At 66.2% G+C, this 12,243-nt stretch carries 15 protein-coding genes; 6 read left to right on the top strand and 9 right to left on the bottom strand.

Translation table 11 applies throughout. The features are described from left to right. Position 1: 1 nt before the first annotated feature. From VPH47_RS15620 to VPH47_RS15630, 3 genes are read left to right on the top strand one after another with little or no spacing between them, the layout of a single operon-like run. On the top strand, positions 2-847 hold the full coding sequence (locus VPH47_RS15620) for a DUF692 domain-containing protein (protein ID WP_368851203.1): 846 nt from the start codon (positions 2-4) through the stop codon (positions 845-847). Then, positions 840-1,625 carry a DUF2063 domain-containing protein gene (locus VPH47_RS15625; protein WP_368851204.1) on the top strand — a complete coding sequence of 262 codons (786 nt, stop codon included), beginning with the start codon at positions 840-842 and terminating at the stop codon, positions 1,623-1,625. The genes VPH47_RS15620 and VPH47_RS15625 overlap by 8 nt, the downstream gene beginning before the upstream one ends. 2 nt (positions 1,626-1,627) lie before the next feature. After that, positions 1,628-2,266, top strand: a complete 639-nt coding sequence (locus tag VPH47_RS15630; protein WP_368851205.1) for a ferric reductase-like transmembrane domain-containing protein — start codon at positions 1,628-1,630, stop codon at positions 2,264-2,266. Positions 2,267-2,328: 62 nt separating this feature from the next. On the opposite strand, the gene VPH47_RS15635 is transcribed toward VPH47_RS15630, so the two are convergent. The 5 genes from VPH47_RS15635 to VPH47_RS15655 form a co-directional block, all read right to left on the bottom strand. Next, positions 2,329-2,733 carry a hypothetical protein gene (locus tag VPH47_RS15635; RefSeq protein ID WP_368851206.1) on the bottom strand — a complete coding sequence of 135 codons (405 nt, stop codon included), beginning with the start codon at positions 2,731-2,733 and terminating at the stop codon, positions 2,329-2,331. Between the two features lie 27 nt (positions 2,734-2,760). Continuing rightward, positions 2,761-3,897: a metallophosphoesterase gene (locus VPH47_RS15640; RefSeq protein WP_110711553.1), complete on the bottom strand. Its 1,137-nt coding sequence runs from the start codon at positions 3,895-3,897 to the stop codon at positions 2,761-2,763. 101 nt (positions 3,898-3,998) lie between these two features. Then, positions 3,999-5,537, bottom strand: a complete 1,539-nt coding sequence (locus VPH47_RS15645) for a TerC family protein (protein WP_368851207.1) — start codon at positions 5,535-5,537, stop codon at positions 3,999-4,001. 43 nt (positions 5,538-5,580) lie between these two features. Further along, complete coding sequence (locus VPH47_RS15650) at positions 5,581-5,805, bottom strand: helix-turn-helix transcriptional regulator (protein ID WP_010483459.1); 225 nt, start codon at positions 5,803-5,805, stop codon at positions 5,581-5,583. Further along, complete coding sequence (locus VPH47_RS15655; protein WP_110714278.1) at positions 5,805-6,272, bottom strand: DUF2975 domain-containing protein; 468 nt, start codon at positions 6,270-6,272, stop codon at positions 5,805-5,807. The genes VPH47_RS15650 and VPH47_RS15655 overlap by 1 nt, the downstream gene beginning before the upstream one ends. Positions 6,273-6,522: 250 nt before the next feature. Between VPH47_RS15655 and VPH47_RS15660 the strand changes: the two genes are divergently transcribed. Both VPH47_RS15660 and VPH47_RS15665 read left to right on the top strand, forming a co-directional pair. Continuing rightward, positions 6,523-6,834, top strand: coding sequence for a metalloregulator ArsR/SmtB family transcription factor (locus VPH47_RS15660; protein ID WP_004147836.1), 312 nt, complete (start codon positions 6,523-6,525; stop codon positions 6,832-6,834). Between the two features lie 24 nt (positions 6,835-6,858). Continuing rightward, positions 6,859-8,253 carry a DUF2867 domain-containing protein gene (locus VPH47_RS15665; protein WP_368851208.1) on the top strand — a complete coding sequence of 465 codons (1,395 nt, stop codon included), beginning with the start codon at positions 6,859-6,861 and terminating at the stop codon, positions 8,251-8,253. Between the two features lie 29 nt (positions 8,254-8,282). On the opposite strand, the gene VPH47_RS15670 is transcribed toward VPH47_RS15665, so the two are convergent. Together VPH47_RS15670 and VPH47_RS15675 are read right to left on the bottom strand one after the other, a co-directional pair. After that, the gene (locus VPH47_RS15670; RefSeq protein WP_197610192.1) at positions 8,283-9,197 is read right to left on the bottom strand and encodes an alpha/beta hydrolase; all 915 of its coding nucleotides are present in this window, start codon (positions 9,195-9,197) and stop codon (positions 8,283-8,285) included. Between the two features lie 21 nt (positions 9,198-9,218). Then, positions 9,219-10,142, bottom strand: a complete 924-nt coding sequence (locus tag VPH47_RS15675; RefSeq protein WP_110711545.1) for an alpha/beta hydrolase — start codon at positions 10,140-10,142, stop codon at positions 9,219-9,221. A 138-nt stretch (positions 10,143-10,280) separates the two neighbouring features. Here VPH47_RS15675 and VPH47_RS15680 point away from each other — a divergent pair, with 138 nt between their 5' ends. Further along, entirely contained in the window at positions 10,281-11,255 is a 975-nt protein-coding gene (locus tag VPH47_RS15680; RefSeq protein WP_368851209.1) for a LysR family transcriptional regulator, read from the top strand. A gap of 3 nt (positions 11,256-11,258) precedes the next feature. On the opposite strand, the gene VPH47_RS15685 is transcribed toward VPH47_RS15680, so the two are convergent. Together VPH47_RS15685 and VPH47_RS15690 are read right to left on the bottom strand one after the other, a co-directional pair. After that, positions 11,259-11,759, bottom strand: a complete 501-nt coding sequence (locus tag VPH47_RS15685; protein WP_368851210.1) for a GNAT family N-acetyltransferase — start codon at positions 11,757-11,759, stop codon at positions 11,259-11,261. A 13-nt stretch (positions 11,760-11,772) separates the two neighbouring features. Next, positions 11,773-12,210, bottom strand: coding sequence for a hypothetical protein (locus VPH47_RS15690; RefSeq protein WP_197610186.1), 438 nt, complete (start codon positions 12,208-12,210; stop codon positions 11,773-11,775). Positions 12,211-12,243: the final 33 nt, after the last annotated feature.

Raw genomic sequence — 12,243 nt, forward strand, 5'->3', positions numbered from 1 at the left:
CATGAGCCTGCCCCTGCCTTCCAATGCCGCCGGTCTTGGCCTGCGCCGTGGCCTGATCGACGAACTGCTGGCCATGCCGGCCGGTGCCATCGACTTCCTCGAAGTTTCGCCCGACAACTGGATCGGCGTCGGCGGTGCACACGGTGCAGCGCTGCGCAGGTTGAGCGAACGCCACCCCCTGACCTGCCATGGCCTGTCGCTGTCGCTGGGCGGTCCTGATCCGCTGGACCGCCCCCTGCTGGCCCAGACGCGTGCCTTCCTCGACCTGCACCAGGTGCAGCTGTACAGCGAACACCTGAGCTACTGCGCTGCCGGTGGCCACGTCTACGACCTGCTGCCGCTGCCGTTCACCGCCGAGGCCGTGCATCACGTCGCCGGCCGCATCGCCCAGGTGCAGGACATGCTGGGCCGACGCATCGCCGTGGAGAACATTTCCTACTACGCCGTTGCCGGTGCCGAAATGAGCGAGATCGATTTCATCAACGCCGTGCTCGCCGAGGCGGACTGCGACCTGCTGCTGGACGTCAACAACGTCTTCGTCAATGCCTGCAACAACGGCTACGACGCGTTCGAATTCCTGGCCCGCGTGCCGGCCCAGCGGGTCGCCTCGCTGCATGTGGCGGGCCACTTCGATGAAGACGATGGCTTCAAGATCGACACCCACGGTGCGCCGGTGAAAGGCGTGGTCTGGGCTCTGTTGCGCGAGGCCTATGCGCGGGTGGGCGTGCGTCCCACTCTGCTCGAACGCGACTTCAACTTCCCGCCACTGGCCGAGTTGCTGGCCGAGGTCGCGCAGATCCGCCAGGCACAGGCCGAGGCACATTGGCCCGAGGTGGCCCATGGCTGAGTCGCTGGCCACCCTGCAACGGCGTTGGGCCGACCATGTGCGCGACCCATCAATGGCCGCCCCCGATGGCATCGAGGCGCGCCGGCTGGCGGTGTACCGCCGCCTGTGCATCGACAGCCTGGACACCCTGCTGGCTGGCACCCTGCCACGCCTGCAACACCAGTTGGGCATGCCGCGCTGGCGCGACACCGTGGAGCACTACTACGCCAGCCATACCTGCCGTACCCCGTTTTTCCCACAGATCGCTGGCGAATTCGCGGCCTGGCTGACGATGCAGGATGCGTTGGCGCTGCCGGCCTGGGCAGCGGAACTGGCGCACTACGAGAGCACGCAGCAGTCGCTGCACATTGAAGCGCGCGCCGCCGGGCGTTCGCTGCACCGCGTTCCGGTGGACAGTGACGTGCTGGCGGTTTCGCCGCTGGTGCGGGTGCTTGGCTACCGGTGGCCGGTACATGTGGACGAGATGCTGGAACCGATGCTGGATGCAGCTCCTACGCTGCTGGTGATACAGCGCCTCGCCGATTTCAGCCTGCAGACCGAGGAACTGTCACCGCTGGCCTACGCGCTGCTTTCGGTCTTCGGTGACGACGGCGCGCCTGTGGATGAAGCACTGCAGGCGCTGTCCGAAACACATGACGTGGCAACGGACGCATTGCGTGCGGCCTGCATTCCCTTGCTGCGCGAACTCTGCACGGCAAGCGTTCTGGTTGCGTCGACCGATCCCCGGGAATGCCGGCCAGCGGCCGGCACTACCCACTCTCCATTCTTCGAGGCCTGACCATGACTGTATCCAACACGTCCTTCCTGCACGGCTGGCGCCTGTTCGTAGCCATCGGCGTGGTCCTGATCGCGTTCGCACTGACCGCCTTCACCCTGTATCCCGATGCAGCCGAAGGCAGCCGCGCGGCGATCCGGCTCACCGCCCGCACATCGTTCCTACTGTTCCTGGCGGCATTCACGGCATCCTCCTTCGCCACCCTGCTGCCCGGTCCGTTCACTCGTTTCCTGCTGCGCGAACGGCGCATCATCGGCCTGTCCTTCGCGTTCTCGCACCTGCTGCACGCAGTCGCCATCACCAGTTTCGGCATCCTCAACCCGGCGTTCTGGCCAGCACGCTCAGCGCTGGCCAACCTCCCGGGCACGGTGGGCTACATCGCCATCCTGGCGCTGGCCATCACCTCGCACCGGGGGCTCGCCCGGCGCATGGGACCCACGGCCTGGCGTCGCCTGCACCTGACCGGCATGTGGATCATCGCGGCGGTGTTCACCTACTCGTACTTCAAGCGCGTGCCGGGCAACTTCTGGTATGCGGTGCCGTCGGCGCTGCTGTTCACCGCCTTCGTGGTGCGCTGGATCGCCAAGCGGGCACAAGCGCTGCGTCGAAGTGCGCATGGGCGGCCGCCGCTGCGGGCGGCCTGACAGGCCGGGGTCAGATCCCTTTGCCAAAGGTGAAGGGATCTGACCCCATCATGCCGTCCCCATCAGCCGTCACGTGTGGCGCGATAGGCAGCGTAGGCATCGAGGATCTTCTGCAGCCGTGCGTGTTGCTTCGTTCCCATGGATACCCGTTGCACACGCTTCAGCAGCGTCTTCCACATGTATCCGGAACGGAAGAAGTACGGGCGCACCTCAAGGAAGGTCAGCACGACATCCACCGTATCTGGATCGCGTTCGGCAAGTTGCTTCAGCGCGTTGGCGTAGCCACCCGGGAAAGCAAGCTGTTCATAGCGCTGGTTGTATTCCGCGCAGGCTGCCGCATGCCGCTGCATTTCTTCCGGGCCACGCCAGCGCGCGCCAGCGGTATCGCGGATCAGCTGGCGGAGCCGGTTGATCTCATCGGCATTGGCGCGGATCAGGCGCTCCATCGGTGCGCGGGGATGGGTCATGGTTCCTTCCATGTGGTTTGTCAGGGGTCACGGGGCGCGGCGCAGGGTGATCAGGGTGATTTCCGAACGCACGCCGATGCGTGCCGGGAATCCGGCCCACAGGCCTGCACCATTGCTCACGTACAGGGTCATGCCATCCACCTCGTAGCGGCCGGAGACATAGCCACCGTTGGCACGCTTCACCAGCTGGTCCATGCCGATGATCTGCCCGCCGTGGGTATGTCCGGACAATTGCAGCTTCACGCCACGCGCGGCCGCCTCGCGCGCATTGCGCGGGCGGTGATCGAGCAGGATCACCGGCGCGGCGGGATCGGCACCGGCCAGCGCGGTCTCCAGATCCGGCAACGGCAGGCCATAGCGTGCCGCCACCGGATCGGTGACACCGGCGATGGTCAGCGCCGCATCGCCGCGCCGCACCTGCAGGTGGCTGTTCTCCAGCACCTGCATGTGCAGCGCGCGGAACGCCTGCATCCACGCCTGGTACTGCGCGTAGTACTCGTGGTTGCCAGTGATGGCGATGACACCATCCGGTGCCTGCAGATCGGCCAGAGGACGCGCGTCGTCGCGTCGGGCCTCGACGCTGCCATCGATCAGGTCGCCGGTGATCACGATCAGGTCCGGCTTCAGTGCATTGCTCTCGTCCACCACCCTGCGTACCCAGTCGCCGGTCAGCAGGCGGCTGGCATGAATGTCGGTCAACTGCAGCACGCGATAGCCGTCGAACGCGGCCGGCAGCCCGGCAATGCTCACCTCGATCTGCCGGGGCTTGGGTACGGCCATGCCCTGGCTGACACCATAACCACTCACGAGCAGGGCCAGCAGACCTGCCGTCGGCCGCAGCTTCGGCGCGCGCAGGACCGATACAGTACGCGGCCAGCGCAACAGGCGCGACAGCAGCAGGCCGGCGTCCAGCACCAGCATCACCAGCGCCAGCAGCAACACCGCGGTGGAGCCGGTGGCCAGCGTGGCGATGGCCAGCTTCGGTATCTCGGGCGACGCCGTCGTGCCCCAGAACGTGGCGACGATGCGCAGCTGCACGGCAACGCCCACCAGCAGCAGCGACAGCACGACCTTCAATGCGGCGGGCATGCGCAGCGGCCAGAACAGGCGCCAGGCCACGTACAGGCCCATCAACAAACCGATCGTACTCAGCACTGCAACCATCCTGGAAAGAAAACGGGCCTGCCATGGTGACGGTTGCCGGCAGTGTTGTGTAGAGCCGAGCCTGCGCTCGGCTGCTCAGGAAGCAGTCGAGCAGGCTGACTCTACGGGTGGCCCAGGCGTTCCACCCGCAGGCGGGCGATGCGGCGCTTCTCCATCGCCAGTACCGTAATGCGCACGTCGGCAATTTCCACCGCATCGCCGATGTCCGGCAGACGGCCCAGCTGCTCCAGCACCAGCCCGGAGATGGTCATGTAGTCGGCACTGCGTGGCAGCGACACACCCGCCAATCGCTGCAGGTCATCCAGCGTCAGCGCACCATCGGCCTCCCACTGATCCTCGCCCTGTGCGACCACGCCATAGCGCTCGTCCTGGGTATCGACCAGGTCACCGGCAATGGCCGCCAGCAGATCGTTGGCAGTCACCAGGCCCTCCACGCTGCCGTATTCGTCCACCGCCACCGCCAGCGGCACCGGATGCTGGCGGATCAGCTCCAGCGCCTGCAGCGCACTGGCACTGGACAGGACGTATTGCGGTTCGCGCAGGTTGCCTTCCAGCTGCAGCGGCTTGCCCTGCAGCAGGTCAGCCAACACGTCCCGGCTCTGCACCACGCCACGCAGGCTGTCCAGATCACCGTCGCCGACCAGCAGGCGGGTATGCGGCGATGCCACCAGGCGCGCCACCACGTCCTCCTGCCCACGTGCCAGGTCGATCCACTGCACGTCGGCACGCACGGTCATCACGCTCGACACCGGGCGATCAGCCAGGCCCAGTACGCTGCGGATCATCTCGTGCTCGGCCGGTTGCAACCGCTCTTCAGCATCCACCTGCTCGCTGGCCTCTTCGTCGTGATGGCCGTTGGCCGGCCGCGCGCCGAGCATCCTCAGCACGGCATCGGCGGTGCGCTGGCGGAACGGCTGGCGGCGCTCGTTGCGCTCACGATTGAAGCGCACCCACTGGTTGAAGGCTTCAACCAGGATCGAGAAGGCAATGGCCGCGTACAGATAGCCCTTCGGAATCTTGTAGCCCAGGCCTTCGGCCACCAGGCTGAAGCCGATCATCAGCAGGAAGCCCAGGCACAGCACCACCACCGTGGGATGCTTGTTGACGAAGCGGGTCAGCGGCTTGCTGGCCACCAGCATCAGCGCCATCGCGATGGTCACCGCGGCGTACATCACGCCCAGGTTGTCGACCATACCGACTGCGGTGATCACCGAGTCCAGCGAGAACACCGCGTCGAGCACCACGATCTGTGCCACCACCATCGCGAAGCTGGCGTAGACCTTCTTGCCATCTTCGTGGTGCTCGCGGCCTTCCAGACGCTCGTGCAGCTCCATGGTGCCCTTGAACAGCAGGAACAGGCCACCACCCAGCAGGATCAGGTCACGCCCGGAGAAGCTGTGGTCGAACAAGGTGACCAGCGGCTCGGTCAACTTCATGATCCAGGCCAGCGCCGCCAGCAGCACCAGCCGCATCAGCAGTGCCAGCGCCAGGCCGATCACCCGCGCGCGGTCGCGCTGGTGCGGCGGCAGTTTGTCAGCCAGGATCGCGATGAACACCAGGTTGTCGATGCCGAGAACGATCTCCAGCACGACCAGGGTTGCAAGGCCCATCCATATCGAGGGGTCAGCCAACCATTCCATTTCAGGTCCGTTTCGTCAGTAGGTAAGGGAGAAGGGGAAACACTCAGTCAGCGTCCTGCGCCTGTGTCGGGTCATGCCCCAGCAGGTCACCCGGTGTGCATTGCAGCTCGCGGCAGATTGCATCAAGCGTGGAAAAGCGGATGGCGCGCGCCTTGCCGGTCTTCAGGATCGAGAGATTGGCCAGGGTGATGTCGATACGCCCGGCCAGCTCGGACAGGGTCATGCCCCGCTCCTGCAGCATGCGGTCCAGGGTGATGACGATCGCCATCAGATGACACCATCAAGATCATCGCGCATCGCTGCACCCACCGCGAACACGCGGGCCAGTACGAACAGCATCAGCACCGCGACCAGGCCGGTGATCGACATGCCGCCGCCCACCTCCATCCAGGTGAAGTCCGGGCCCATCCAGGCCGCGTAGGCGCCGATCAGGATCGACAGCAGCTCCATTGCCAGCATCAGCCACGCCATGCGTTGCAGCCGCTGTGCATTGGCGTGGGTGAACGGCCGCTCGCGCGCCGCCGACCTCAGCAGCCGCAGCAGGTGGCGCAGGAACAGCAGGCACAGCACCAGCAACGCGACGATCGCGCCCAGGCCCAGGCAGAAATGCAGGAACAGATCATTGCCATGTGCGGCGGCGGCAGCGGTGTCGTGCACGCTGTCGAGCAGCCAGCGGCGGTCGTGGGCGACCAGTGGCACGGCCAGCAGTGCGGCCAGGATGCCCAGCCAGCACATCGCCCGGACGGCCTGTACGGCGGCCTGGGCCAGGGTGAACAAGCCTCGCGCGGGTCTGGCGCGGGCGGGACGAGCGGTCAAGCGGCCTCCGGCATTGAGGCAGCATCGCCGCCCCGGGGTGGATTTATCGATAAACGATATACCACATGCGGCGTGAAAGGCTGAATCGCGAGCACGGCAGGCAACGGGCGCTTGACAGCCGCCCTGCACAGGAAGACCATTAATTAACGAATTAGCTAATTGCCTCGCCATGGACCGCATCTTCGAAGCCCTCGCCTCCACTGCCCGCCGCCAGATCCTGGCCTATCTCAGCGCCGGTGAACTCAGTGCGGGTGAGCTGGCCGAGCGCTTCGACTTCAGCAAGCCCGCGCTGTCCAGCCACCTGCGCATCCTTGAGGAAGCCGGGCTGATCGAGCGCGAAAAGCGCGGCCAGTTCGTGTACTTCCGGCAGGTGCCTGACCGCCTGGCCAACACGCTGTTTTCCTGGGCAGCCGAAGTCTGTCCAGTCGGTGGCCCGCTCAAGCGCGAAGCCCGTGCCCGCCGCAAGTCCCCTGCCCGCTGATCCTTCCTGCCAAGGAGCATGACGATGCCTGGTTCGACCCGCGACCGCCGTTCGTTTCCAGGCGTACAGCTTCCCGCACAGCGGGGTGGCAGTCCGACCGAAGTCACGCTGATCGCACAGCTCGGCATTGGCGCCGGCGATGCGCTGGTTGCCGACGCCAGCCAGCGCCAGCGCCACCACCCGGCCTTCATCGACGCGCTGGACGAGCCTTCGGCACGGCTCGGCGGCATGCACCTGCAGCACGGCGACGCCTCGTCGCTGTACAGCTTCACTGTCGGCGCCGGCGGCCATCCCTTCCATCGCCATGCCGGGCCGCGCATGTTCACTGCCATCGCCGGCAGTGCGGGCGCCGAACTGCGCTTCGCCACCGCGTCCGATGCGCAGCTGGCGAACGATCCCGGCGCCTTCGCCCGCACCCTGCGGCGCATCCGTATCCCACCGGATTGCCTGTTCACGGTGCGCTTCGGTGGCGGGACGTGGCACCAGTTCGCATCGAACCATCGCGCACATCCGGCGCTGTTCGCGTTGTCCTGCCACAGCAATGAACTGGCCGGTGCGATGAGCGCGCAGGCCCGCGCGCAGGTGCAACGCAATGCCGCCGATATTCCCAGCCTGACCGACGTACTGCCCGAACCACACTGGCCCACGGCCGCAAGCCTCGCGGCCGCGCCCCTGCTGCAGCTGTCGCTGCAGGCAGCACCTCCCAGCCTGTGCGCCCACCTGTGTGCACGTACCCGCGCCCTGTTGGGGCCGCTGCGCAGGATTTCATTGCGGCGCTTGCGCGGCTTCGTCGAACGCGCAACGCCGGCCTATCCCGTCCACTCGCAGGCCGCCACCAACGACGGCCTGCTGCCGGCGGCCCTGCCGCACAGCCACTACCGGGATCTGACCACCCTGCGCCTGGACAACACCCAGGTCACCCATCGTTCCGCGTCGATACTGCTGGCCGATGTACTGGAAGGCTTCCTGCGCAATCCGCCCATCGGCGTGGGCCACCTGATGGCGCTGCGCAACCGTCTGGTGGCGCCGCTGCGGCTGCGCACCTCACCGTTGGGCTGCCCGGTATCGTCGCTGCTGTCCACCGATCGCAGCCGGTTGTTCGCCGGCCGCTATCCGGTGCTGGATGCGCACATCGATGCCGAGGACAACTGCGCCGAAGTGCTGCTCGGCGCCGACGATCGCCACCTGCGTTTCCGCAGCAGCGTGCGCGTGCAGCTGCGTGCGGATGGAGGTGTCGAGATCAGCCTCGGTTCGCGCGTGCAGACCCGCAACGCGTTCGGCCGCATCTACATGGCGCTGATCGATGCCACGCACCGGCACTACGTTGCACCGGCGCTGCTGCGCCGGGCGGTGGAACATGCGCTGGCGCCGGAACTGGCCGATCTCGATGACTGGGCCGTGCAGCGTACACATGGATGACACCGGCCGGTGGCCGGCACCATCGGGACTTACAGTACGTCGTTGAAGAACGGCACCAGCTGCGCCACCGCTTCGTCCACGAACTGTGGCACGTCATACAACGACATGTGATTGGCCCCCTCCACGATGTGGAAGCGCTTGTCCTGGCTGGCCGCACGCGCGAACAGATCGTCACTCATCCACTTGCTGCCGGCCATGCTGCCGGCGATGCACAGCAGCGGCTGGGTCAGGAAGGCCTCGGCCTTGTTGTAGGCGTCGTAGGTGATGATCTGGTTGAGGCTGCGTGCGGTGGCGAAACCCGGAGCATTGGGGTGCGCGCAACGCGACGTGTGATAGTACTCCCACGCCTCTTCCAGCTCCTGGTTGGGCGCATCCTCGCGGCGCATCGGGGCCAACGGAATCCTCACGGTATCGGCACCGCCGGCCTCTGCCGTTCGTGCATCAGAGCCACCCTGCAATGCGGGAATCGCTGCTGCATCAGTCAGCGAGTTGTCCCACCCATTGCGGAACATCGAACCAATGTTGACCGCGCTGACCGTGGCGATCGCTTTCAGGCGACGATCATTGATCGCAGCGTTGGCGGTGTAGCCTCCGCCCGCGCAGATGCCCATGCCTCCGATACGCGCGTTGTCGACATATGGCAGCGTGGTCAGGTAATCGATCACCGCGCTAATGTCCTCGGTGCGGATGTACGGGTTCTCCAGCTGCCGCGGCATGCCGGTGCTTTCGCCCTGGTAGGAGGCATCGAAGGCGATGGCCACGAGTCCCTGCGCGGCAAGCTTGCGTGCATACAGGCCGGCCGTCTGTTCCTTCACGCCGCCTCCCGGATGCGCAACAACCACCGCGGGGTATTGCTGGTGCTCGTCAAAGCCCGGCGGCAGCTCAAGCACCGCTGCCAGCGTGATGTCCTGGCCGTTACGGCTGCTGAAAGTGATCGTGCTCATGGAGAATCTCCTCGAAGGACGTCAGATGTGCTGCCTAAAGAAGGGAATGATGGCCGACAGCGCCTGATGCACCGGCTCCGGCTTGTCATACAGATCGTAGTGCGACCAGCCTTCCACGACCTTCAACTGCTTGTGCTTCGACGCCGCACGGCCATGGATCTCCAGACCATCGCGGTAGGCGCCGAAGCCGCCCGGCTTGTCGCCGATCACCACCAGCAGCGGCTGGGTCAGCAGGACTTCGGCCAGATGGAAGGCATCCCAGCCCACCGCTGCACCGCGATGCGAAAACAACGCACTGACCACGCCATTGGGCTGCGGCCCGCGCGTGCGGTAATAGTCCGTGGCCTCCAGCACGTCGATATCGGTGATGCCGGCAGCGCGCCCCTGTTCCACCGAAGCCGGCAGGAACAGGTCCACACGGGCCTCACCGCCGCGCATCTCGGCGGTGCGCTGGGCAGCGATGGCCTCCAGCGTGCCGATCGGATCGAAACCGCCAAAGCCCTCACGACTGAGCCGGCCGAAGTTGACTCCGGTGATGCTGGTGACCGCCTTGATGCGGCGCTCGGTCATGGTGGCGTTGATCGCGTAGCCACCACCGCCACAGATGCCCAGTACGCCGATGCGTTCGGCGTCCACGTACGGCAGGGTGACCAGATAGTCGACCACCCGGCGTACATCCTCCACGCGCTGGGTCGGGTCTTCGATCCGCCGCGGCTCGCCGCCGCTGGCGCCCTGGAAGCTGGCGTCATAGGCGATCACCACGTAGCCCTCGCGAGCCAGGGCCTCACCATAGATGTTGCCCGAGGTCTGCTCCTTGCAGCTGCCGATCGGGTGCATGCTGATGATGGCCGGATAGCTGCGCTGGCGATCGAAGCCCGGCGGGAAATACAGGTCGGCGGCAATCTGCCAGGCCATGTCCGGATTCTGGATGCTGACGGTTTCCATGAGCGTTTCCTCTGCGCGGCGAAGGGGCGACCGGGTGTCGCCGTTGCCAACACGATAGGCCTGGCATTGGACCGGAAAAAGCCGACAATGCTGACCACAGTAGTAAGCTGGAATTACCAGTCAGCAGGGGCTTTCCCGATGAATCCAGCCACCCCATTCAGCCCCGCCCTGCTGCCGCACCTGGCTGGCTTCGCCCACATTGCCCACCACCGCAGCTTCACCCGGGCCGCCGAAGAGCTGGGTATCTCGCGTCCAGCGCTGTCGCAGAACCTGAAGACCCTGGAAAGGCAACTGGGCGTGCGCCTGCTGCACCGGACCACCCGTGAGATGTCGCTGACCGAAGAAGGCCAGCGCCTGTTCGACGCACTGCGGCCGTCACTGGGCACCATCGAGGCAGCCGTGCACAACCTGCGCGCCAGCCACGATGTACCTTCAGGCCTGCTGCGCATCAACACCGCGCGCCTGACCGCCAAGACGCTGATCGAACCGCATCTGCCGGAGTTCTTCGCGCGCTACCCCGAGCTGCGCATCGAGCTGGTGATGGACGACGGCCTGTCCAGCATCATTGCCGACGGCTGCGACGCCGGCATCCGCCTTGGCGAGCGGTTGGCCGAAGGCATGATCGCCATGCCGGTCACGCCGATGCTGGAAATGGTCGTCGTCGCCTCGCCGGCCTACCTGGCCCAGCATGGCACGCCCACCACGCCCGCTGAACTGGCCGCCCATGAGTGCCTGGGCTACCGGCAGACCGGCAGCGGCGGGGTCTATGCCTGGGAATTCAGCACGCCGGGCCAGCCCGGCCATGACTTTGAAGTGGAACCGCGCGGACGCTATGTCACCAACGACGATGAAGGGATGATCCGCGCCGCGCTGCAGGGACTCGGCGTGATGCAGCACATCGATCTGTCATTGCAGCCAATGCTGGCGGACGGGCGTCTGGTCCGCCTGATGCCGGAGTGGTCGGCACCGTTCCCCGGCTTCTACCTGTACGTGCCTTCGCGCGAGCAGATGCCACCGCGGGTGCGCGCCCTGATGGAATTCCTGATCGAGAAGCGCGAAGGCGTCGCCAAGGCACTTGGCCGCGCAGTGCAGGCCCCGGCCACCCGCCGCTAGGCGTCATGCCTGGTAGCGGTACACCAGATCCTCCGCGTCACTGCGAACCGCCTGTGCATCGAGCACGCCGCCCAGCCGCTGTGCAACTGCCTGCGACGCCTGGTTGTCCGGCGCCATGTAACTGACCAGGGTCGGCAGCTGCGCCACCACGAAGGCCCAGTCGCGCAATGCACCGGCCGCTTCGGTGGCGAAGCCCTGCCCTTCGTGGCCGTCATACAGCAGCCAGCCCAGTTCCTTCTCCGGAAACAGTGGGCCATGGTTGATCCCGACCTGGCCGATACAGGCCCCCGTGTCGGCGCGCTCGATGATCAATGCGCCATGGCCGAACAGATGCCAGCTGGCGAGGTCGTGGCAGAACTGGCCCCATGCGGCCACCTCGCCAAACGGTCCGCCCATGCCCAGCGCGCGCGGCGACGCCAGGAACGCCGCGTAGACGCTGAAGTCATCCAGCTGCTGCGGGCGCAGCCGCAAGCGTGCGGTGTGCAGGGTAGGAATCTCGAGCATGTTGGGCAGCGACTCAGTACACGGCCAGGTGGCCGCAGCCACGACGCTGCGGTTGTCCTTCCATCGTCACCTGCACACTGGCCATGGTGTCCACACCCTCGGCATTGCGGCACGACTCGCGCTTGATCTCGACAATGGCCGGCTGCCTGCCAAGCTCGCCGTTGAGCACGATCAGCGAACTCGGCGCATCGGCCGGCTGGCCGAGATAGCGCAGACTGCCCTTGTGGGTGCGGCCGTCAGCGCTGAGGCTGGCATCGTGGTTGCCCTGGCCGGTGGAAGCGATCTCGATGCTCCAACCCGCCCCGCCACCGGTGAAGGCAGGCACCGGACTCATGCCGGCCGCAACGGAAGGATGACGCGGCGGGTCGGCGACGGTCTTTGATGCGGGGGTAGCGCAGCCGGCAAGCAGCCCAACGAGCAGCACGGCGGTGGCAATGGGACGCACGGTCATGGCGGACTCCAGCAGCGGTCGGACACCCAGTCT

The organism is Stenotrophomonas sp. WED208 (assembly GCF_040984485.1).
In the GTDB taxonomy this organism is placed as follows: Bacteria; Pseudomonadota; Gammaproteobacteria; order Xanthomonadales; family Xanthomonadaceae; genus Stenotrophomonas; species Stenotrophomonas riyadhensis.